Raw genomic sequence first — 23,038 nt, 5'->3', positions numbered from 1 at the left:
GACCGAGGTCCCTACGCGGCGCGGCTGCGAGGCGCAGGGCGAGGAGGGGGTCGGTGAGTGTCCAGGACGGTGGCGGCTCGGGTGAGGGGGAGGGCGGCGGACGCGGTGTTCTCGGTGTGGGTGGTGGTGTTGCCGTGTTCGTCCAGCAGGTGGTCGGTCATGCAGGGGTTGGAGGAGGCGCTCCTGAGCTTTGGTCAGCCGCGGTTCCCGGGGGGCCGCGTTCCTGCGGTCGGACATGGGTGGGGCCGCCGTTCTGTCTGGGGGCTTTGGTGTCGGCTGGGTTCGGATAAGCGACATGGTGGGGCGTGGGGGTTGCGGATTGTTGGGTCGCTGGCTGGTGGGGCCTTGCCGGGGGCTTTCGCTTTGCTTGCCGGGGTCGGATTCGGACTCGAGGGGTGGGGGAGTGCGAGGGGTCGGACTCGGGGGTGGTCGGACCGGGTGGGTGCGACCGGTGGACTTATAGATGTCGTGAAATTCGCTCCGGGGGATATTTCACCGGCCGTGTCCGGCTGGTTCTACTGGGTCATCGGCGGCCGGGTGATTCTTCGCGGCTCAGTGCGGCGAATTGAGCTCCCTCTCTTCTGGCCGACACCTCCCCTCACCACTCCTCGTGCTGCCCAAGGAATGTGCAATGACCAGAACGGACAAGATCATCCGGTTTATCGAAGAGCGGTTCCTGATCGAGTTCGGCGCCGATGTGACGCCACAGAGCGATCTCTTCAAGGACGGCATCGTCGATTCCTTCGGATACATCCAGCTGATGTCGTTCCTTGAGCAGGAGTTCTCGCTGGACATCAAGAGCGAAGAGTTCCTGCTCGACGTTCCGGCCACGCTGGAGGCGCTCGACAAGTTCGTCGCCGAGAGGACCGAGAGTCAGGGAGACGCGCCGTGTGCGGAATAGCCGGCTTCGTCCCCGCGTCGCCGAGTCCCGGCCCCGAACCCGACGTCGTCGCCGCGATGCTGTCGCAGATCCGCCACCGGGGCCCGGACGAGACGGGCTACTACCTCGACGACGGCATGGCGATGGGTACCGTCCGGCTCGCGATCGTGGACCTCGTGTCCGGCGCGCAGCCGATGGCGGACCCCACCCAGCGGTACTGGATCTGCTTCAACGGCGAGCTGTACAACCACATCGAGCTGCGTGAGGAACTAAGCGGCCTGGGCCGGCAGTTCCGTACCCGCTCGGACACGGAGGTCGTCCTCCAGGCGTGGATCCAGTGGGGCCAGGCGTGCCTGAGCCGGTTCAACGGAGCCTTCGCCTTCGCTGTGCGGGACGCGGTCTCGGACGAGCTGTTCATCGCCCGTGACCGGTACGGGAAACGGCCGCTGTTCTACGCGGAGCGGCCCGACGGATTCCTCTTCGCGTCGGAGATGAAGGCGTTCCGCGCCCACCCGGGCTTCCGCTTCGAATTCGACCCGCACGAGCTGAAGTCGATCTTCGGGATATGGACCCCGCTCCCGGATCGCTCCCCCTTCAAGGGCGTCCGGCAGCTTCCCCCCGGAAGCTTCCTCACGCTCGGCGCGGGCCGCACCGCCCTGCACACCTACGAGGAACTCGCCGTCGACGCACCGCCGTTCACCGGCACGCCCACCGAGGCCGCGGCGCTGGTGCGGGACACGATGCGGACCAGCGTCGAGGTGAGGCTGCGCAGCGACGTCGAGGTCGGCGTCTATCTGAGCGGTGGCCTCGACTCGGCGATCGTGGCGAGGCTCGCGACCGACCTCTCGTCCCACGAGGTCCGCACCTTCTCCGTGGAGTTCGAGGACCGCGCCCTCGACGAGTCGAGCAGCCAGCAGACGGTCGCCCGCTATCTCGGCACACGGCACTCCTCCATCGCCATCTCGACATCGGACGTCGTGGAGAACTTCCCGGCGGCCGTCCACCACGCCGAAGTCCCCGTGTTCCGCACCGCGCTGGTCCCGATGTACCTGCTGTCACGCCATGTGCGCGACGCCGGCATCAAGACGATCCTGAGCGGCGAGGGCGCCGATGAGGCATTCCTCGGCTACTCGCTCTTCCGCGAGACGATGCTGCGCGCCGAGTGGAACCGGCTGTCCGCGGCGGAACGGCAGGAGAAGGTCGCCGTCCTGCATCCGGAGCTGGCACACTTCGGGCCCGAGCACCGGGTCCATGTGACCGGACTGCTCAGCCAGTTCTCCGAGGAGCGCCTCGACGGCCTGTTCTCCCACGAACTGCGCTATCAGAACGGCCGGTTCGCGCAGCGCCTGCTCAAGGACCGCGCCGAACCGTTCGCCGACCTGCTCGCCCTGGTCGGGGACACGCCCGGCTACCCCGCGCTGTCGCCGACGCAGAAGGCGCAGTGGCTGGAGTTCAAGACCCTGCTCGCCGGCTATCTGCTGTCCAGCCAGGGAGAGCGCATGGGGCTCGCGCACGGCGTCGAGAACCGGTGCCCGTTCCTGGACCCGGCCGTGGTCCGGGCGGCGGCGCTGGTCAACCTGCGCTTCGACGACGGGTGGGAGGAGAAGGCCGTCCTCAAAGAGGCGTTCCGGGACGTCCTCCCGGCGGAACCCCTCACCCGGCGCAAACAGCCCTACCGCGCGCCTGGCGCGGCCGCCTTCCAGAAGCACCGGCCCTGCTATCTCGAACTGGTGCTGTCCAAAAGGGAATTGGCGAAGATCGACGGCATCGACCCGGTCTTCGCGCAGCGGCTCGTCAAGAAAGTCATGGCCACTGAGGCCGCCGAGATCAGCACGAAGGAGGACCATGCCTTCGTCCACCTGCTCTCGACCGCCGTCCTCAACCAACAGTTCGTGCTGGACCAGGGAGTAGGGATGCGGACGTCACAGACCGCCGAGATGAACCTGACCACTGTGATCGACAGGCGGAAGCGATGAACCCCGACGAACGCCCCCAGGACACGGCGGACGACGCCGTCGCGATCATCGGGCTCGCGCTGCGGCTGCCCGGCACGGACACCCTGCGGGAGTTCTCCCGCCACCTGGCCGAAGGACGCTCCCTGATCTCCGAGGTGGCACCCGAACGCTGGTCGAAGGAGCGCTGGTTCGGCAGTCCCCGGCGCGGCGCCCAGAAGACCAACAGCGTGTGGGGCGGCTTCATCGAGCAGGCCGATTGCTTCGACGCCGCCTTCTTCAGCATCTCCCCGCACGAGGCGGAGAGCATGGACCCCCAGCAGCGCTTCGCCCTGGAGCTCGCCTGGCACGCGATCGAGGACGCGGGCCTGCGCGCACGCGAGCTGGCGGGGACGCGGACCGGCGTCTTCATGGGCGTCTGCCACGCCGACTACGCGGAACTCATGGAGCGCGACGGGGCGAAGACCGACGGCTACTTCCCGACCGGCACCGCGTACTCGATCATCTCCAACCGGGTCTCCTACTACTTCGACCTCCAGGGCCCCAGCATCACCAACGACACCGCCTGCTCCAGTTCGCTGGTCTCCGTGTACGAGGCGGTCACCGCCCTGCGCAACGGCGACTGCACGCTCGCCCTCGCCGGCGGGGTGAACCTCTGCTGGTCGCCCAAGCACTTCGTCGCCTTCAGCCAGGCGAGCATGCTGTCGCCCACCGGCCGCTGCCGGGCCTTCGACAAGGGCGCCGACGGATACGTCCGCGGCGAGGGCGGCGCGGTACTGCTGCTGAAGCCGCTGGCGCAGGCCGTCGCCGACGGCGACCCCGTGCACGCCGTGATCAGGGGGGCCGCCACCAACCACGGCGGCCGGACCAGTTCGCTCACCGTCACCAACCCGGCCGCGCAGGCGAACCTCGTGGAGGGCCTCTACACCCGCGCGGGCATCCGCCCGGAGACCGTGTCCTACATCGAGGCGCACGGCCCCGGCACGCCCGTCGGGGACCCCATCGAGGTCATCGCGCTCAAGCGCGCCTTCCGCACCCTCCACGAGGCGCAGGGCACCGAGCCCGAACCCGAGAGCGTCGGCATCGGCTCGGTCAAGACCAACATCGGGCACCTCGAAGGCGCGGCGGGCGTCGCCGGCATCGCCAAGGTCGTCGCCGCCCTCGCCGACCGGGTGCTCCCGGCGACCGTCGGCTTCGAGGAGCAGAACAAGCTCATCGACCTGGACGGCAGCCCCTTCCGCATCGTGCGCGACACCCAGCCCTGGGACGCGCCCGCCCCGCGCCGGGCCGGAGTCAGCTCCTTCGGCTTCGGCGGGACCAACGCCCACGTCGTCCTGGAGGAGTACGTCCCCGACGAGCGGCTGGACACCGACGCCGACGACACCGAGGGCCCGTACCTCGTGCCGCTCTCCACCCGCACCCCCGAACGGCTGCGGGAGGCGGCTCGTCGGCTGCACACGTTCCTGACCGACGAGCCCGTCCCCCTGCGCGACCTCGCCCACACCCTCCAGACCGGCCGCGAACCGATGGCCGCCCGCGTCGCCTTCGTGACGGCGGACCGGCGCAAACTCCTCGATGCCCTCGCCGAGTTCGCCGACGGTATGCGCCCCGACGCGACCGCGCACAGCCTCGACGACGGAGACAGCGGGGCCCTGGCGACCGCGACGCGATGGGCCGAGGGCGACGACGTCGACTGGGCCGCGCTCCCGGGCCACGCCGACGTGCGCCGCGTGCGGCTGCCCACGTACCCCTTCGCCCGGGACCGCCACTGGTTCCGCACCCGGGCCGAGGAGCAGGCCACCCCCGCGCCGCACCCCCTCGTCCCCCGCAACGCCTCCACCCTCGACGAACACCGCTACACCGCCGTGTTCACGGGCGACGAACCGTTCCTCGACGCGCACCGGGTCCACGGCACCCGGGTCCTGCCCGCCGCCGCCCAACTGGAGCTGGCCCGCGCCGCAGTCTCGTACGCCACCCGACGCGACGACGCGGCCGACACGACCGTCCGTCTGCATGACACTGCCTGGCTGCGCCCGCTGGTGGTCGACGGACAGCCCGTCGAGGCCCACGTGGTGATCACACCTCAGGGCGACGGCACCCTCGGGTACGAGATCCGCACGGGGACGGTCGTCCACAGCCGGGGCACCGCCTCGGTGGGGACGCACGACGCGCCGGAGAGCCTCGACCTCACCGCGCTCCGCGCCTCCTGTGCCACCCCGCGCGACCCCGCCGAGGCGTACGCGGCCCTGCGCGCGGCCGGTCTGGAGTACGGGCCGGCGATGCGCGGGATCACCGAGATCCGGCTCGGGGAGGGGGAGTTGCTCGCGCGCCTGGAGCGGGCCGCCGCGGACGTCGCGGATACCGCCGTGGCGCTGCCCCCGAGCGTGCTGGACGCCGCGCTCCAGGCGTCGGTCCTCCTCCAGGCCGCCCTGGTCCCCGAGGCAGGCGGGAGCCTGTCGCTGCCTTTCGCTCTCGACCGGCTCGACCTCCACGCCCCGTGCGCGGACGTGATGTGGGCCCGGGTCCGCCACCAGGGCGGCAAAGGGCTCGACACCTTCGACATCGACCTGTGCGACGACACGGGCAGCGTCCGGGCGCGGCTGAGCGGGTTGGCGCAGCGGACGGTCGCGGAGGTGGAGGACTCCGGTGGGGCGCGGGTCGCACCGGCCGGGCCCGGCACCGGAACAGCGGACGCACCACGTGCCGTACCGGCCGAAACGACGGACCCGTCGCGTGTCGTTGCCGCCGGCTCCCGCTGGGTCGCCGCGCCCGCCGCGCCCTCTGCCGACCCGGTCACGGTGCACGGTTTCCTCACCGGCCGGCCGGACACCTTCGCCGCCGAACTCTCCGCCGCGACAGGCTCCACGTTCACCGTCCTGCCCGCCGTCACCCCCGACGCGGTCGCGGATGGCGCCGGCACGGTACTCGGCCTCGTCCTAGACCGCGTACGGGACGTGCTCCAGTCGAAGCTGAAGGGAGCCCACCGCTTCCTCGTCCTTGTCGACGACCGGGTCCCGCGCCGCTTCCACGCCCCCCTCACCGGCCTCTTCCGGACCCTGAACCTGGAGAACCCATCCGTCTCCGGCCGCGTCGTCCGTGTCGCCGGGCTCGGCACCGCACCGGCCGGCCGGGTCGCGGACCTCGTCCGCCAGGAGGCCGCCGACCCCGCCGCGTACGACGCGGAGATCCGCCACACCGCCGACGGCACCCGCCACGCCTGGCGCCCCGTCGAGCTCGAACTGAACCCCGGGCCACAGGCCCCTCCCCTCAAGTCGGGCGGGGTCTACTGGCTGACCGGCGGTCTCGGCGGCATCGGCCGCAGCGTCGCCCGGTACTTCGCACGGCACGCCGGCGTCACCGTCGTCCTCAGCGGCCGGACCGACGCCGGGGACGGCACCGGCGAGGCGCTGGAGGAACTGCGCGCGGCCGGGGTCGACGCGCACTACCTCACCGCCGACGTCGGCAGCGCGCCGGACGTGGAGCGCGCCGTCCAGGGAATCGTGCGCGAGCACGGATCGCTGGACGGGATCGTCCACGCGGCGGGGACGCTGCGGGACGGGTACCTCCTCACCAAGGACCCGCGGCACGTGACGGAGGTGCTGCGGCCGAAGGTCAGCGGCGTCCTCCACCTCGACGCGGCCACCCGGGGCCTCGCGCTCGACTTCTTCGTGGTCTTCTCGTCCGTCGCCGGCGTGTACGGCAATGCGGGCCAAGGCGACTACGCGGCGGCGAACGCCTTCCTGGACGCCTTCGCCCACGACCGGCAGACCCTCGTGGACGCCGGCGAACGCACCGGCCGGACCGTCGCGGTCAGCTGGCCGCTGTGGGCGGACGGGGGCATGACGGTCGACGACGTGACCCGCGCGTCGATGCGCCGCCAGCGCGGCTGGGAGCCGCTCCCCACCGAAGACGGTCTGCGCGTCCTGGGTGCCGCCCTGCGGGACACGCCGGAACACATCGTCGTCGCGTACGGCGCGGAGGCGTCCCTCGCGTTGGCACCGCGCGACGAACCCGCGCCCCGCCCGGCCGTACCCGCACCGGCCGCAGGCGCCTTCACCGAGGCCGCCCTTGTGGCCCGTACGACCCAGCTGCTGAAGGACATCTTGGGCGAGGTGCTGCACCACGACCCGGCGACGCTGAAGCCGACCGTCGGCCTCATCGAGTACGGCATCGACTCGATCGGCGTGCTGGAGGCCACCGAACGCCTCGAGGAGATCTTCGGGCCGCTGCCCAAGACGCTGTTCTTCGAGCACGTCGACATCGAGGGTGTCGTCGGCTATCTGATCGAGGAGCACCGGGCGACCCTCGAAACCCGCTTCGGGGATGACGCGGAACCGGAACCGGAACCGACGGCCACCGAACCGGTCGTCGTGCCAGTCGTACAGGACGCCCCTGTCGTCACGACCGCGCCCGCCGCACCCCCGCCCACACCCCCCGCCCCCGACGACTACCACGACATCGCGATCGTCGGCGTCTCCGGCCGCTACCCCGGCGCCGACACCCTCGACGAACTGTGGACGATCCTCGAAGAAGGACGTCACCTCTTCCAGGAGGTGCCGCGCGACCGGTGGGACCACGACGCGATCCACAGCCCCGAGCGCAGCGTCCCCGGCAAGAGCGCCATCAGGACCGGGACGTTCCTCAAGGAGATCGACACCTTCGACCCCCGCTACTTCCGCATCTCCAAGCGCGACGCGGAACGCATGTCGCCCGAGGTCCGCCTCTTCCTCCAGGTCGGAGTCGAGGCGCTGGAGGACGCGGGCTACTCCCGCGAGACGATCCACCGCAGCTACGACGGCGACGTCGGCGTCCTCGTCGGCACCATGAGCAACCACTACGGCCTGTACGGGTTCCAGAACAGCCTCACGCGCGGCGCCCCGGCCACCGGCAGCTACATGGCGGCCATTCCCAACACGCTGTCGTACTTCTACGGCTTCACCGGGCCGTCGATCTTCCTGGACACGATGTGCTCGGGTTCGTCGACCTGCGTCCACCAGGCCGTGCAGATGCTCCGGGCCCGCGAGTGCAAGATGGTCGTCGCCGGAGGCGTGAACCTCCTGCTGCATCCCTACAACCTGGTCACCTCCTCGCACGAGCACTTCACCACCGCCACCTCCGACGTCATCCGCAGCTTCGGGCTCGGCGCGGACGGCACGACCCTCGGCGAGGGCGTCGGCGCCGTGGTACTCAAGCCGCTCGTCGAGGCCGAACGTGAGGGCGACCACGTGTACGCCGTCATCAAGGGCACCGCGCTCTCCAACGCCGGGGTGCGCAACGGCTTCACCGTCCCGAACCCGCGCATGCAAGCCCGCGCGATCGAGAAGGCCATCGACGACTCCGGCGTCGACCCGCGCACCATCACCTACGTGGAGGGCCACGGCTCCGGCACCTCGCTCGGCGACCCGATCGAGGTCAGGGCGCTCACCTCTGCGTTCGGCAAGTACACGCCGGACAAGCAGTTCTGCGCGCTGGGGTCGGTCAAGTCGAACATGGGCCACCTGCTGCACGCGGCCGGCATGATCGGCTTCGCAAAGGTGATCCTCCAGCTCCAGAAGCGCACCCTCGTGCCCTCCCTGCACAGCGAGGAGCTCAACCCGGACATCGCCTTCGAGGACACGCCCTTCCGTGTGCAGCACGAACTCGCCGCGTGGAAACCGGCGGTGACCTCGCGGGACGGGGTGAAGACCGTCCATCCCCGGCGCGCGGGCATCACCTCCATCGGCGCGGGCGGCATGAACTCACACATCGTCGTCGAGGAGTACGTCGCCGGGCCCGGACCGCACGCCGGCGGGCCGCGCGGGGCCGAGCTGTTCATCTTCTCCGCGATGACCGACACCGCGCTGGAGACCTCCCTCGCCCGGTTCCGCCACTACCTCGCGGCGGCCGACGAGGCGGACCTGCCGTCCATCGCCCACACCCTGCGGCTCGGCAAGAACGAACTACCGCGCCGCTGGGCCTTTCTCGCGAAGGACCTCGCCGGTGCCGTGGAGGCCGTCGACCGGTACCTCGCCGGCGACCGCGACCAGGCCGCCGCGCTCGCCTCCACCGACCCGGGTACCGCGACCGCGCGTGACCTGGCCGTCGACTGGGCCGGCGGCGGCAGCGTCGACTGGACACCCCTCACGGGCGAGCACCCGCCCCGGCGGATCTCCCTGCCGGCGTATCCGTTCGAGCGGGTGCGCTGCTGGGTGGAGCCCGAGCCCGGCGCGCCCGGCGTGACCGCGCCGCTGGCCCTGCGGGAGAAGGCGCACCCGTTCCTCGGGGCCAACCACTCCGACGTCGACGGGCTGCGGTACGTCCTGGACGTCCACCTCGACGATCTCGCCGACTACGGCTGTGTCCAGGACAAGGTGCGCGGCATCGTCCCGACCTTCGCCGTCGACCTTGCGCTCGCCGTCGGGAAGGTCTCCGGCTTCACCGACAGCCCGCGCGTACGCGGCCTGCGCCTGTACGGCCCGGTTCCCTGGGCCGACACGGCACGCCTGGTCACCACCTTCACCCCGGTGGACCGCGACACGGCCTCCGCCGTCGTGTTCCGCGAGGACGAGGTGGGGGCACGCACGCCAGTCGCCGAGTTCAATGTCCACCCGGGCGACGGGCGGGCCGCTCCGGAGGCCCTGCCGGTGCGTGAGCGCGACGTCACACGCGTCCTGGACCGGGAGGACGTGCTGGCGAAACTCGCCGAGGGAGGCATCGCGCCCGAGCCGCTGCGGTGCGGAGTGACCGGCGCTTCCTGGCTGCCGGACGGGAAGCTGGTCCTCACGGTCGAGATCCCGCAGCTCCGCCAGGACCACACAGCGAAGAACGTACGGATCGCCCCGCACGTCCTCGCGGCGATCGCCCACGCCGTCCAGCTCGCCGCCGAACGGGCCGGCGAGCCCGACTGGGCGCGGCAGATCCCCTGCCGGTTCGACGACGTACGCGTCTTCGAGGACGCGCGCGCCGCCGACGACGTGGCCTACGTGGTCCTCGACGCGGGCGCCCACCGGGTCCGGCTGGTGGACGGCGAAGGCCGGGCCCTGGCCGAACTCACCGGCATGAGGTGGGGAGACGGCGACACGGGCCCCCCGAACACGGACATGGAAAGGAGAGGAACACCTGTGCAGGCCCCCCACACCCGGACGGAGCCGTCGCCCCTCCCCCCGCCGCCCCGGCAGACCGACGCCGACACCCTCGTCGCCTTCGCGGTCGACGAACTGCGCGGGCTCGCCGCGGACATCCTCAAGTTCGACGCCGACGACCTGGACGCCCACACCGGGTTCGACGCCTTCGGCTTCGACTCCATCTCGCTCGTCGCCTTCAGCAAGCTCATCAAGGAGTCGCTCGGCATCGAGCTGACCCCCGCAGTCTTCTTCGACGTCAACACGCTCGCCGCCCTCGGCCGACATCTCGTCGCCAAGTCCGAGGAGCGGGTCCGTACGGCGCGGGACGGGGCGGCGCCGAGGCCTGTCGAGACGACGCGCCGGCCCCGTACCCGGGAGGAGACCCCTCCCGCCCCGGCGAAGAGCGACGGGGCGACGCGCATCGCCGTCATCGGAGTTGCCGGGCGCTTTCCCCAGGCCCCGGACCTCGACACCTACTGGTCCAACCTCGCCGAAGGCCGGGACTGCGTCACGGACTTCCCCGTCCACCGCTACGACGCGGCCTACGCGCGCGTCGTCGAGGAGGCCGACTTCCCGCGCCATGCGGGTATCGTCGACGACGCCGAGACCTTCGACGCGGAGTTCTTCCGGATCTACCCGCGCGAGGCCGAACTGATGGACCCCCAGCACCGCCTCGCCCTGGAGACGGTCTGGAGCGCCGTCGAGGACAGCGGATACGCGCCCGGCGCCCTGCCTCGCAACACCGGAATGTTCTTCGGGGTCTCCGGCACCGACTACGCGACCCTGCTCACGACCTACGGCATCGAGCCGGACGCGTTCACCTCCACCGGCAACGCACACTCCATGCTCGTCAACCGGATCTCATACGTCCTCGACATCCGGGGCCCGAGCCAGCCCGTCGACACGGCCTGCTCCAGCTCGCTCGTCGCCGTGCACCGGGCGATGGAGGCCATCCGCTCCGGCGCGTGCGACCTCGCGATCGCCGGCGGGGTCAATCTCCTGCTCAGCGTCGACACCTTCGTCAGCGCCCACCGCGCCGGAATGCTCAGCCCGACCGGACGGTGCCGCACCTTCGCGCGGGACGCGGACGGCTACGTACGTGGTGAAGGCGTCGGCGCCCTCGTCCTGAAGCCGCTCGACGCGGCCGAACGGGACGGCGACGCGATCCTCGGTGTGCTCGTCGGCAGCGCCGAGAACCACGGTGGGCGGGCCAACTCCCTGACGGCCCCGAACGCTGACGCCCAGGCCGACCTGGTCGGCGCGGCGATGAGCGGGGTCGACCCGGACACCGTCGACTACATCGAGACCCACGGCACGGGCACTGTCCTCGGAGATCCTGTCGAGGTCCACGCGCTGCGCACCGCGTTCCGGCGGCTCGGCGCCGGCCCCGACGCGGACGTCCGGCTGGGCTCGGTGAAGACGAACATCGGTCACCTGGAGGCCGCCGCGGGCGCCGCCGGGCTGATGAAGGTGCTGCTCGCCCTGAAGCATGACGTCATCCCGGCCTCGCTGCACTCCGGCGAACTCAACCCGTACCTCGAACTCGGCAAGGGGCCGTTCCGCGTCGTGCGCGAGAACGAGCCGTGGCCCCGGCGTGCCGGTCACGTCCCCCGGCGGGCGGGGATCAGCAGCTTCGGGTTCGGCGGCGCGAACTGCCATGTCGTCGTCGAGGAGTACGTGGCGGACAGCGCCCGCGACACCGACGCCGCCGATACGCCGGTCGCTGTCCCGCTGTCGGCGCGCACCCCCGAACGGCTGCGCCAGGTCGCCCGCGATCTGCTCACCCATCTGGAACGCACGGGCGACCTCTCCCTGCCCTCCCTCGCCTGGACCCTCCAGACCGGGCGCGAGGCGATGCGCGAGCGCGTTGGATGGGTGGTCGGCTCTCATCACGAACTTGTCGCCGCGCTGCGGGCGTTCACGGAGGACGGCGCAGTCGCCGGGCACGGGGTCCGGGGCACGGTCACCCGGAGCGCCGACGACACCGCGCTTGTCGTGGCGGACGGCGTCCCCGCACGTCTGCTCGGCCGCTGGGCCGACGGGGACGCCGTCGACTGGCGCGTGCTGTACGGGGCGTCAACGCCCCAGCGTGTCCACCTGCCGACGTATCCGTTCGCCCGGGAGCCGTACTGGATTCCGGGGGCGGGGCCGGAGAGGGTGGGTGAAGCCGGTGGGGCTGTGGCCGGGACCGCGCTGGGTCGGCTGGACCGCTCGCGTGCAGCTCTCCGGCCCGCTGTCGGGGCTGTGCAGGACGGGGCGCGTGACGTTCTCCGGCCCGCCACTGGGACCGCGCTTCTCGTGCCCCGTTGGGCCCCGAAGCCCGTGCCCGCACTCGACGCGGTGGGCGAGGGCACGCCGCTGCGGCGGGTCGTGATCCTGTGCGGGGCGTTCGCCGGTGCGCGAGAGTTCGTCGAGGTGGGGGTGCGGTGCTTCACCGTCGAGAGTGGGAGGCAGCGCCTCGACAGCCGGTTCATTGACGTCTCACGGCAGGTCTTCGAGCTCGTGCGGGACGTCGTCGCCGAGGTGTCGGCCGACCGTACGCTCGTCCAGGTCGTGGCGCCTGTGGGCGGCGACGACGCCGTCCACCTCGCCCTCGCGGGCCTGCTGCGCACCGCCGCGGCCGAGGACCCCTCGCTCACCGCACAGCTCGTCTGTCTCGATCTCTCTCGCCACCAGGCTCCTGATGGCGAGACCGTCGCCGCCCTTGTCGCGGAGAACGCCCGCGCCGCCGAGGACGACCTCGTGCTTTACCGGGGCGGCGTCCGCTCCGTCCTCACTTGGCGGCACACCACCGTGTCGGCGGGGGACGCGAGCGTGCCGTGGCGTGACGGCGGCGTCTACCTGATCACCGGAGGTGCGGGCGGCATCGGTGCCGTCGTCGCCCGTGCCATTGCGCGCGACGTGGCCCGTCCGACGCTCGTCCTCACCGGCCGTTCACCGCGCGACGCGCGGATCGACGCGCTCCTTCACGAGCTGCGTGCCGCCGGCGCCGTCGCCCGGTACGCGCGGGCGGACATCTCACGTTGGGAGGAGGTGCGCCACCTCGTCCAGGACATCCGGGAGCAGGACACGGACCTGCACGGCATCATCCACTGCGCGGGAGTCGTCCGGGACGCGGCGCTGGTGAGCAAGACGGAGCAGGAGTGGACCGACGTTCTCGCGCCCAAGGCCGACGGGCTCGTCCAGCTCGACCGCGCCGTGGGGGACGCCCCCCTCGACTTCCTCCTGCTCTGCTCCTCGGGCTCCGCTATCACCGGCAACCCCGGCCAGGCGGACTACGCCACGGCCAACGGCTTCCTGGACGCGTTCGCCCTGCTGCGGGGCGCACGCGTCGCCGCCGGGGAACGCTCGGGGCGCACCCTGTCGATTGCCTGGCCGCTGTGGAGGGAGGGCGGGATGCACGTCGACGAGTCCGTACGCGCCCGGCTCTGGCAGAGCCGGGGCCTGGCGCCCATGGAGTCCGCTGACGGCATCGAGGCGCTGGCGCAGGCGTGGGGACTGGGTGACGAGGGGCACGTATGGATCCACCACGGGGATCTGACCCGCGTTCCGGCGAGCCCGGAGGGGCTCGCCCCGGACCGCGCCGTCGACGAGGCGCTCGGCCGGCTCACAGAGATCTTCGCCCAGGTCACCAAGGTTCCGTCCGGCACCGTCGACGGCGACGCGTCCCTCCACGCCATGGGGCTGGACTCGATCATGATCGTGCAGCTCAACAGGGAGCTGGCCCTCAGCTACGGCGAGGTTTCGAAGACGGTGTTCTACGAGTTCCCGACGCTGCGGGCGCTCGCGGAACATCTGGCGTCGAAGCATGAGCCGCAGGACGCCGCCCCTTCGGCCGGTGAGCCTTCCGGGCAGACGCCCGCCTCCGCCGGGCGGACCTCCGCACCCCGGCCGCAGTCCGCACCCCGGCCCCCGCGCCCCGCGTCTCCCGGGAAACGCGAACCCATCGCCGTCATCGGCATGACCGGCCGCTATCCCGGCGCGGCGGACCTCACCGAGTTCTGGGACGATCTCAGGTCCGGACGGGACAGGATCCGCGAGGTGCCAGCCGACCGCTGGCCACTGGAGGGCTTCTACGAGCCCGCGCGCACCACCGCGATCGCGACCGGCCGCAGCTACAGCAAGTGGGGCGGCTTCCTCGATGACTTCGCCGCCTTCGACCCGCTGTTCTTCCGGATCGCCCCCCGCGACGCCTACGCGATGGACCCGCAGGAGCGCCTGTTCCTCCAGGCGGCCTGGGAGGTCCTGGAGGACGCCGGCTACACCCCCGAGGAACTCGGCGCCCGCCATGGCCACCGGGTCGGGGTCTTCGCCGGCGTCACCAAGTCCGGCCACGCCCGTTATGGCGCGCGCCGCCTGCCGTCCGGGGAGACGGTTGTCCCGGCGCTGTCCTTCGCGTCGCTGAGCGCCCGCACCTCGCACGTCCTCGACCTGCGGGGTCCGAGCCTGACTGTCGACACGATGTGTTCGGCGTCCCTCACCGCGATCCACGAGGCGTGCGAGCACCTGTACCAGGGCTCCTGCGAGGCGGCCATCGCGGGCGGGGTGAATCTGTACCTGCACCCCCTCGACTACGTGGAGCTGTGCCGCTCCAACATGCTGTCGACGGACGGCAGGCTGCGCAGCTTCGGCAGCGGCGGCGACGGCTTCGTCCCGGGTGAGGGCGTCGGCGCGGTGCTGCTCAAGCCCTTCTCGCGGGCCCTGGCCGACGGTGACCAGGTGCTCGCGGTGATCCGCGGCACGAGCGTCAACCACGGTGGCCGCACTCACGGTTACACGGTGCCCAACCCGGTTGCCCAGGCCGAGCTGATCCGCGATGCCCTGGACCGCGCCGGAGTCTCCGCCCGCGACATCGGGTACGTCGAGGCGCACGGCACCGGCACCGAACTCGGCGACCCGATCGAGGTGACGGGGCTGACCCTCGCTTTCGGACAGGACACGGACGACCGGCAGTTCTGCGCGCTCGGCTCCGCCAAGTCGTCCATCGGGCACCTCGAAGCCGCCGCCGGTGTCGCGGGGCTGACCAAGGCCGTGCTGCAACTGCGGCACCGGCAGTTCGTGCCCAGCCTGCACGCCGAGGAACTCAACCCCAACCTCGATCTCGAGAACACCCCGTTCTTCGTCCAGCGCGAGCCCGCTGACTGGCCGGGCGACGGGCCGCGGCTGGCCTCGGTCTCGTCGTTCGGTGCCGGCGGTTCGAACGCCCATGTCATCTTGGAGGAACACGTGCCGGAGTCCGCCTCCGGCCGGGCGCCGGCCCGGGCCGCAGCAGAGCAACTTACCGCAGCAGAGCAACTCGTCGTCCTGTCCGCCCGTACCCCTGAGCAACTGCGCGACCAGGCCGTGCGCCTCGCCGACCACCTCGACGGTGCCGGTGTGGGGGTCGACCTCGCCGATCTCGCCTTCACCCTCCAGACCGGGCGCGTGGCCTTTGACGAGCGCCTCGCCGTGGTCGCGACCTCGGTGCCCGGCCTCCGCGAGGCGCTGAGCACGTACCTGAACGGCGACACGGCCGCCCCCGGGCTGTACCGGGGCACCGTCGGCCGCAGCCCTGGCGCCATCGCCGAACCGACCGAGTACGAGGACCTCAGGAACCTCCTGGCGACCCGCTGGACGGAAACAGGCAAACTTTCGAAGCTCGCCGCCCTGTGGACCGAGGGCGCGACCCTGGACTGGCCTGCCCTCCACGGCTCCACCTCGCCCCGCCGGATCTCCCTGCCCACGTACCCGTTCGCCCGCGACAGGTACTGGGCCGGGGACCTGGAAGCGGCAGACACTCCCGCTGCCGCGTCCGTCGTTCCCCCCGCCGGGGACGCCTCCGGCGCCGCCGACACAGCCTGGCCGCTGCACTCCGCGCCCGCCCCGCGCGCGGCGAGCACCGAGCCCGGCGTCGAGCCGGCCGCGTGGTCCCCGCCTTCGCTCGACGAGCGGGTCTGCGGTGTCGTGCACGCGAAACTGGCCGCCGCGCTGGCCATGGACGTGCGGGAGATCGAGAGCCGGCGTGCCTTCGCCGAGTACGGACTCGACTCCATCCTCGGCGTCCGGTTCGTGCACGAGCTCAACGAGGCGCTCCGCCTCGACCTGACCACCAGCGTCATCTACGACCACAGCTCGGCCGACCGCCTCGTCACCCACCTCCTCGACGCCCACCGCGAGACCATCGCCCTCCCGGTCGCCACCACGCCCGAGCCCGCACCCGCGCTCCCGGCCCCGGTGGCCGGCACCCCTGAGCCCGAAACCACACTTCCTTCCCCGGTGGTCGTCGTACCTGACCTCACCGCTGCCAACCCCTGCCCGGGCATCGCCGCACGCGGCCCGATCGCGGTCGTTGGTATGAGCGGGCGTTTCGCCGGCTCGGAGTCGCTCGACGAGCTCTGGCAGCACCTCGCCGAGGGTCACGACCTCACCAGTGAGGCGACCCGCTGGCCTCTGGCCCCCGTGGACGAGGCCGGGCGGCCTCGCTGCACGCGGGGTGGTTTCCTCGACCGTGTCGACGAGTTCGACCCGGTGTTCTTCAACGTCTCCGGGGTCGAGGCCGCCGTGATGGACCCCCAGCAGCGGCTGTTGCTCGAAGAGTCCTGGAAGGCCTTCGAGGACGCTGGATATGCGGGGAGGGCGATCAACCAACGCGACTGCGGTGTCTACGTCGGCTGCTGGGAGGGCGACTACCGGACCCTCGTCGGCGAGGACGCCCCGGCCCAGGCGTTCTGGGGGAACCTCGCCTCCGTCGTACCCGGCAGGATCGCGTACTTCCTCGACCTCAAGGGCCCGGCCATCGCGGTCGACACCTCCTGCTCCAGCTCCCTCGTCGCCCTCGACCTCGCCTGCAAGGACCTCTGGTCGGGCGAGACGGACATGGCGCTCGCCGGGGGCGTCTACGTCCAGAGCACCCCGCGTCTGTTCGACCTCGCGGGCCGCGCGGGCATGCTCTCGCCGACCGGGAGCTGTCGAGCCTTCGACCACTGCGCCGACGGCTTCGTACCCGGCGAGGGCGTCGGCGTCCTGGTCCTGAAGCGGCTTGAGGACGCCCTCGCGGACGGTGACCAGGTCCACGGAGTGATCCGTGCGTCCGGCACCAACCACGACGGCGCCACCAACGGCATCACCGCGCCCAGCTCGGTCTCCCAGGAGCGGCTGCTGAGCGAGGTGTACGAGCGGTTCGGTGTCGACGTCGAGACGATCCAGGTCGTCGAGGCGCACGGCACCGGCACGAAGCTGGGCGACCCGATCGAGTTCCAGGCGCTGACCCGCGCGTTCCGCAAGGACACCGACAAGACCGGCTACTGCGCCCTCGGCTCGGTCAAGACGAACCTCGGCCACACCCAGTACGCGGCCGGAGTCGCCGGCATCTTCAAGGTCCTCCTCGGCATGAAGCACGAGCAGATCCCGGCCTCGCTGCACTTCGAGCGGCACAACGAGGCCGTACAGCTCGACGGCAGCCCGTTCTACCTGAGCACCGGCACCCACCCGTGGCCCGCCCCCGCGAGCGGCCCGCGCCGGGGCGTCGTCAGCTCCTTCGGCGCGAGCGGGACGAACGCCCACGTTGTCCTGGAGGAACCGCCCGCGCGGACCGCCTTGCGCACGCCCGCCCCGGCCCACCTCGTCGTCCTGTCGGCACGCTCGAAGAAGCAGCTGGCCCAGCAGGTCGCCCGCCTGGCCGCCCACTGCCGCCAGGAGACCGCGCTCGACTGCGGCGACATCGCCTGGACCCTCGCCGTCGGCCGCGCGCACTTCACGCACCGCTTCGCGTGCGTCGTCAGGAACCGCGAGGACCTGGTCCAGGTCCTGGAGCAGGGCCTCGGCGGACCGCGCGCCCTGACCGGCGAGGCCAAGGCGTCCCCCGCGCTGGCCACCATCCCCACGGACCTCACCACACTCGCCGGCCTCTTCGTCCGGGGCACGGAACTCGACTTCGAGCGGCTTCTCCCCGGAACGAGCCAGGGCCTGCGCCGGGTCTCCCTGCCCACCTATCCTTTCGCCCGCGAGAGCCACTGGGCGACGGGGACACCGCCGGCCCCGTCGGCGAGGGTCGCACCGGCGACGGCTCCCGTAGCCCCCGTACCCCCAGCCCCCGTATCCGGGGCCCTGGTACACGTGGCGCAATCGGCCTTCACCCCGGCCCACCCCCTCCTGACCGAGCTGCTCCCCGTCCCCGGCACCCCCGGCGCCCTGAAGGGCACCGTCCGGCTCACCGGTGAGGAGCGTCTCCTGCGCGACCACCTCGTACGCGGCGCCCGTGTCCTGCCCGGTGTCGTCCACCTGGAACTCGCCCGCGAGGCCGCCGTCCACGTCCTTGGCACGGACCCGGCGGCCGGCCTGAGGATGCGCAACGTCACCTGGGTCCGCCCACTGGCCGTCGACGGGCCGCTTGACGTGGAGGTCGTGGTGCGGCCGGACGGCGATACCGTCGCCTTCACCATCGGGCCCCCGGCGTCCGACGCGGGTTCCTACACCGAGGGCCGTGTCCTGGCGTCCACGGACGCCCCGCCGGCCCCCGTCGACCTGACCGCTCTGCGTGCCGCCTGCCCGGCTCCCGTACCGGGTACCCGGATCGCCGAGGCGCTGGTCGCGGCGGGCATTACCCACGGGCCGTCGCTGCGCGCGATCGACGAGGCGTACGTCGGTGAGGGCACCGTCGTCGCCCGCCTCGTCGCGCCCTCCGGCGAGCCGTCCCCGTACGTCCTGCACCCCGCGCTGACGGACTCGGCGATCCAGGCGTCCGCGGCGCTGGCGCTCGACGGCCCGGGTGGCGAGGTCATGGTGCCGTTCGCCCTGGACACGCTGGAGCTCTTCGGGCTCTGCGAGGAGACGATGTGGGCCGTGGTCCGTGTCGCGGACCCGCAGCGGGCGGCGGGCGCGCTCGGCCGGCTCGACATCGACCTCGTCGACGAGCGGGGAGCGGTCCGGGTCCGGATGACCGGCTACACTTCGCGCGCCGTTCCCGAGTCCGCCCCCTCGCTCTTCACCCCGACGTGGGAGCCGGTGTCGGACGAATGGGGACCCGCGTCCGGCCAGGACCGGGTGCTTGTGGTCGGCGCCTCGGACGAGCAGTTCGCCGAGATCACCCGGCACTTCCCACGGGCCTGGGCCTGGTGCCTGGCGCCGAGCGCCTCGGTAGAGGAGAACGCCGCCGTGCTGGCGGCCACGGGCGAGATCGACTACCTGCTGTGGATCGCCCCGGACACCGCGCCCCACGTGACGGACGCCGCCGGGTTCGTCGCCGCCCAGGAGGACGGCGTGATCGCGGCATTCCGCATGGTCAAGGCACTGCTGCGGACCGGCGCCGACGCCCGCTCCCTCCGCGTCACGCTGGTCACCCGCAGCGCCCTCGCCACGTACGCGGACGAGGCGACCCGGCCCGCGCACGCCGCCCTGCACGGCCTGTTCGGGTCGCTGGAGCGCGAGTACGGCCACTGGAACGTCCGCCGCGTCGACCTCGACGAGACGGCGGAACTCGTCGGCATCCCGGCCCACACTCCCGGCGGCACCTGGGCGCGACGCTCGGGCCAGTGGCTGCGCCGGCGGCTCGTGCCGACGGCCGCGGCCCACCCGGAGACGGCCCCGTACCGGGAGGGCGGCGTGTACGTCGTCATCGGCGGCGCGGGCGGCCTCGGCGAGGCGTGGACCCGGCACGTCACGCAGAACCACGGCGCGAGCGTGGTGTGGCTCGGCCGCCGACCGCAGGACGCGTCCATCGAGGCACGGCTGCACGCCGCACGAGGGCGCGGGGAGGTCCGTTACCTCTCGGCCGACACCACCGACCCCCAGGCGCTCCGCACCGCCTACGACGAGATCAGGGCCCGCTACGGGCAGGTCCACGGCGTCGTCCACTCGGCGCTCGTGCTGAGCGACCGGGGCCTGGCCAACATGGCGGAGACCGACTTCCGCGCCACGCTCGCGGCGAAGGTCGACACGAGCGTCACGACGGCTCAGGTCTTCGCCGGGGAACAGCTCGACTTCATCCTCTTCTTCTCTTCGCTCCAGTCGTTCGTCACCGCGGCCGGGCAGAGCAACTACGCGGCCGGCTGCGCCTTCGCCGACGCCTACGCGCACCTGCTGGGCCGTCATCTGGACTGCCCTGTCAGGGTGATGAACTGGGGCTGGTGGGGCTCGGTCGGCAGCGTCGCCTCCGCGTTCCACCAGCAGAGCATGGCCCGTTGGGGGCTGACGTCGATCGAGCCGCCGGAGGCCATGGCCGCGCTCGACACGCTGCTCGTCGGCCCGCAGCCCCAGGTGAGCTACGTCAAACTGACCGACCCGAAGGCCATCGAACCGATCGACCCAACCTTGCGGACGACGGTGTACCCCCGGGCGTCCGTGCGCGTCGCCCCCGAGGCGGTCGCCGCCGGGGCGCGGCGGGCCGGCGTCGACGAGCGGCTCCTGCGCGGCGTGGCCGACTGGCGCCGCACCGAACGCGATCCGCTGCTGGCCCAGTTGATCCGCGGCCATCTGGAGGCGCTCGGCGTCGGCCGGGCCGGGGAGCTTGCGCAGAGCGGCGACCTCGCGCAGAGCGGCGGCCTCGCCGGCCTGCGCGCCCGCGGCGGCATCCACGAGCGGTACACTGCCTGGCTCGCCCACGCCCTACGCGTCATGCCGCCACACGCCCCGCCTCTCGCCGTCCTCCAGAAGCAGTGGGCCGAGAAGTGCGCGCGATGGTCGGCCGACCCCGACAAGGCGGCCGAACTCGCCCTTGTCGACGCGACGTTGACGGCGCTGCCCGACATCCTCACTGGCCGCACACCCGCGACGGACGTCATGTTCCCGCGCGGCTCCGTCGAACTCGTCGAGGGCTGCTACCGCAACAACCGGGTCGCCGACACCTTCAACCACACCATGGCCGCGGCCGCCTCCGGCATCGTCGCGGAGTTGCTGTGCCAGGACCCGGGCACCCGGATCCGGATCCTGGAGATCGGCGCCGGCACCGGCGGTACCAGCGTCGGCATGTTCGCCGCGCTGCGGCCGTACCAGCACAGCATCGAGACGTACACGTACACCGATCTGTCGAAGGCGTTCCTCAACCGTGCCCAGGCCCGGTACGGGCCCGACGCGCCCTACCTCGACTGCCGGCGCTTCGACGTCGAGCAGCCACTCGCGCCGCAGGGCATCGAGGTGGGCAGCTATCAGCTCGTCATCGCCGCCAACGTCCTGCACGCGACGCGCGACATGCGTAACACCCTGCGCAACGCCAAAGCCGCGATGCGGGACCGGGGCTGGCTGCTGCTCAACGAGCTGACCTCCTTCGACGTATTCAGCCATCTCACATTCGGCCTCCTCGAAGGCTGGTGGCTCTCCGAGGACGTCCCGCTGCGCGTCCCGGGCTCCCCCGCACTCTCACCGGAAGCGTGGCGTGACGTTCTGCACGGCGAGGGCTTCCCCTCGGTCGTCTCCCTCCTGCCGTCCGCCCGCGACCTCGGCCAGCAGATCATCGCCGCCGAGGCCGACGGCATCGCCCGCCAGCGGACCCCGGCCCCGGCACGCGCGTCTGCCGCAACGCCGGTACGACCGGCTGCCACACAGCGCCAGGGGGCGACGACCACTCCCGCGTCCCCGACCCTGCCGCCGGCCGCCCCGATCCAGGCGGTTTTGGCTCAGACGGTCCCGGCCCTGGCCGCCCCCGCCCCGTCCGAGACCCGCGCCGCCGTCCTCGCCGCCTACCTCACCGACAAGGCCGCGGACACGCTGAGGATCCCCGCCGAGAAGATCGAACCCGAGACGTCCTTCACGGCGTACGGGATGGACTCGATCCTGGTCCTCCAGTTCACCAACGAGCTCCGGCAGGACCTGGGCGAGCTGTCGTCGACGCTGCTCTTCGATGAGGACTCGGTCGCCAAGCTCGGAGCGTACCTCCTGGAGAACCGGGCCGGAGAGGTGGACGCGATGGTCGCCACACTGCGGCCGGAGAGTGCGCGGGAAGAGGAGCCCGCGCGGGACGAGGGAGCCGTTGGCGTCGTGGATCCGGTCCTCGGCACACTGTTCCACGCGGCCGTGAGGTCGGTGCCCCCAGCGCAGGGCAGTGCCCTGCTGAAGGCTGCCGCGCGGCTGCGGCCCGCCTTTGCGGCGGGAGCGGAAGCCGGGGAGCCGGAGACTCTGCACCTGGCCGAAGGAGCGCACGAGGTGGGGCTGGTCTGCCTGCCCTCCCTCATCGCCCCCACGGGCGCCCACCAGTATCTCAGGCTCGCCATGACCCTGCGCGGGCAGCGCTCCGTCTGGACGACCGGGATGCCCGGCTACGGAACGGGCGAGGCGCTGCCGCAGTCCCTGGACGCGGCGGTGGACGTCCAGGTCACGGCGCTGCGCCGGCGCTTCGCCGGACGGCCGTTCGCCCTGGTGGCGTACTCGTCGGGCGGCTGGCCGGCGCACGAGATCGTTCGGAGGCTGGAGGCCGACGGCACCCCGCCGGCCGCCCTGGTGCTGCTCGACTCGCCCGCGCGGGCCGGTGAGACCCTGGCCTTCGACATGATCACGATCACCCGCTGGCTCACCGACAGGTACCCGCAACTGCCGGCGGACGACGAACAGCTCACCGCGATGGCCCGGTACGCGGAACTCTTCGACGGCTGGGCCCCCTGCCCGGTGTCCGCGCCCACCCTGTTCGTGGCCCCGGCTTCGCCGGAAGCCCTCTCCGAGGTGCTCGGCGACAGCTCCCGCCCGCAGCGGCGCCCGCACTGGCCGCTGGAGCACACCCGCCTGGAGGTCCCCGGCAACCACTTCACCCTCCTGGAGGAGCATGCCGAGTCCACCGCGCTCGCCGTCCACGAATGGCTTTACCGGCAGTTCGGCTGAGGCCCTCTACGAGGACATCGCCCGCCTCCAGGCCCGCCTCGGTCAGCGTGACGCTGTCGCACGGACGCTTGCTCTGCTCACCAAGACCCTCGGTGAACTGGACGAACATCCCTGCCAAGAGACAGTGTCCCTGTGCGAATTCCTCCAGCGTTCTGATCCTGCCGATAGCTCCCGGAGAAGCCCACTGCCCAGGGCAGGCCCGCAACACAGATCAGGTGGAGTCAGCAGCCGGTAACTCTGCGGCACTGGCCTTGGAGTGGCCAGCCAGGAGCCATTCGATGAGATGGCCAGGGTATGGATCGTCGACCTGGCCGGACGCC

General features: G+C 71.9%; 4 protein-coding genes. 3 read left to right on the top strand and 1 reads right to left on the bottom strand.

What is annotated here, in order from left to right; all coding sequences use genetic code 11:
• Positions 1-11 precede the first annotated feature (11 nt).
• Complete coding sequence (locus tag ACT2CW_RS27235; protein WP_171072374.1) at positions 12-161, bottom strand: hypothetical protein; 150 nt, start codon at positions 159-161, stop codon at positions 12-14.
• Between the two features lie 470 nt (positions 162-631).
• Here ACT2CW_RS27235 and ACT2CW_RS27230 point away from each other — a divergent pair, with 470 nt between their 5' ends.
• Genes ACT2CW_RS27230 through ACT2CW_RS27220 form a run of 3 tightly spaced genes read left to right on the top strand, consistent with a single transcriptional unit; the run spans position 632 to position 22,718 of the window.
• Positions 632-901, top strand: a complete 270-nt coding sequence (locus ACT2CW_RS27230; protein WP_138911609.1) for an acyl carrier protein — start codon at positions 632-634, stop codon at positions 899-901.
• Positions 889-2,856, top strand: coding sequence for an asparagine synthase (glutamine-hydrolyzing) (asnB, locus tag ACT2CW_RS27225; RefSeq protein ID WP_138911610.1), 1,968 nt, complete (start codon positions 889-891; stop codon positions 2,854-2,856). Before ACT2CW_RS27230 ends, asnB begins: the two co-directional genes overlap by 13 nt.
• Entirely contained in the window at positions 2,853-22,718 is a 19,866-nt protein-coding gene (locus ACT2CW_RS27220; protein ID WP_445518580.1) for an SDR family NAD(P)-dependent oxidoreductase, read from the top strand. Before asnB ends, ACT2CW_RS27220 begins: the two co-directional genes overlap by 4 nt.
• Positions 22,719-23,038: the final 320 nt, after the last annotated feature.

The sequence above is a fragment of the Streptomyces sp. NEAU-174 genome (assembly GCF_052665095.1).
The sequence above is the reverse complement of the archived record's forward strand: the minus strand, read 5'-3'. Positions and strand labels throughout refer to the sequence as shown.